Annotated in this window: 1 protein-coding gene; it reads right to left on the reverse strand. The window is 70.3% G+C overall.

Annotated features, from left to right (window positions below):
• Nucleotides 1–146: 146 nt before the first annotated feature.
• The gene (locus D4B81_RS17710; RefSeq protein ID WP_122263973.1) at nucleotides 147–1550 is read right to left on the reverse strand and encodes an IS1380 family transposase; all 1404 of its coding nucleotides are present in this window, start codon (nucleotides 1548–1550) and stop codon (nucleotides 147–149) included.
• Between the last annotated feature and the right edge of the window lie 122 nt (nucleotides 1551–1672).

The raw sequence follows: 1672 nt of genomic DNA on the forward strand, positions 1-1672 counted from the left end.
AGCCTCGATCCACCGACGGACTTCGTTGAGCAGGGCGTTGGAGATCGGATAGTCGATTCTCGGGAGTGGGCGTGGGGGATCGCCCGACCTTGCTGTCGGGGTGTTCCACGTGCGGGTCCTGGGTTGTGCCGTCGTCGGCTGGGTGGTCAGGTCGTGGCGGACGGGGGTGGTCCGCAGACGGTGGCGAACAGTCGCTTCCAGGCCTGCTGCCAGGGCCAGTTCGTGGGCAGGTGCAGGCGTAGTCGGCGGGCGGAGGACGCTGCCCGGGCGGGCACGCTGACCAGGGTCCGGCGGATCGTGGCGGTGGTCGACCTGGCCAGCTGGGGACCGGTCAGGGTGGCGGCGGCACGGGTGAGGTTGAACGCGAGGACGGCCAGGACGAGCCAGGCCGCGTTCGCGGCGAACTTGCCCGAGGGCAGGTGCGCCAGGGCGGAGTTCTTCAGGTCGGCGTTGACGTTCTCGATGATGGCGTGAGCGCGGTGGGTCTTGTCCGCGGCGACGGTGTCGGCGGCGTCGGGGTCGGTGGTGGTGAAGAAGGCGTGGAAGCGCCAGGTGTCGAACAGCTGGTCCTGGCCCTCGCCCTTCTTGGGGTTCAGGTCGGGGATGCGGCGCACGACCAGGCGGCCGGGCACGTGCCGGGTGCGGGCCTGGGCGGTGAACGCGGTGAAGGGGATCTCGGCGACCTCGGCCCGGGAGATCCACGCGCCGGTGGCCTCGTCCCGGATGGCCTCGGTGTACTCGATCGGGGTCCACGCATCGTCGGTGATGGTGGCGATCGCGGCCCGGATGTTGCTGGTCAGCCGTACGGTGACCGACACGTCGGCTCCGGTGCGGACGGCGGCGCCGATGGTGGGGTGCCCGTAGAACGCGGAGTCCGCGCGGACCAGCACCGGCCTGCCCTCTTGGCCATCGCGCATCCTGGCCACGGTCGCCAGGGCGTCGGCGACCAGCCGGTCCGCACCGCGCGGGGAACCGGCCGAGCCCCTGCGCAGCCGTTGGGCCACGATCACCGGCGCGGTCTGGTCGGTGGACACGGTGGCCAGCAGCGCGTTCAGCCCGCGGACCCTGCTGTACCCGAACCCGGCGCCCTGCTTGGCGTACCCGTGGACCTCGATGATGGTGTCGTCCACGTCGACCACGGCGTACTCACCGATGCCCTCGAGGACCGGGGTGGTGGCGGCCAGGTCGATCAGGACCCGGGAGGCGACGGCGTCCAGCTGGCGGACGTGACCAAAGGTGAACGCCCGCAGGAACGAGCCCAGCGTCGAGGGCGCGTAGCAACCGGAGAACACCTTCTTCATCGCGCCGTGGCGCAGCAGCGCCATGTCATCGATGCTGTCCGCGCCGGCGACCATGCCCGCGACCAGCGCCGAGACCTTCGCCCCCGCGTTCGCGCCCTTGTCCGTGGGCACGCTCAGATGCTCCTGGGCCAGCTCTCCCAGGCCGGCCCGTTCGGCCAGACCCATCACCGGCACGAGCCCAGCGGTCGCCACCAGGTTCGGGTCGTCGAAGAGCGCGGAGCCGGCCGTGAACCTGTGAGAGAGTTTCATCCCAGAGATGCCCTTCCGGGTCGGAGTGTTGGAACAGTCGCAAGTCCCAATCTCCCAGTACGGGAGGGCATCTCTCTGCTACGGCACGCTCAGAACCTCAAGGCCATCGGTGGATCGAGGCT

This window comes from Ornithinimicrobium cerasi, assembly GCF_003702705.1.
In the GTDB taxonomy this organism is placed as follows: domain Bacteria; phylum Actinomycetota; class Actinomycetes; order Actinomycetales; family Dermatophilaceae; genus Ornithinicoccus; species Ornithinicoccus cerasi.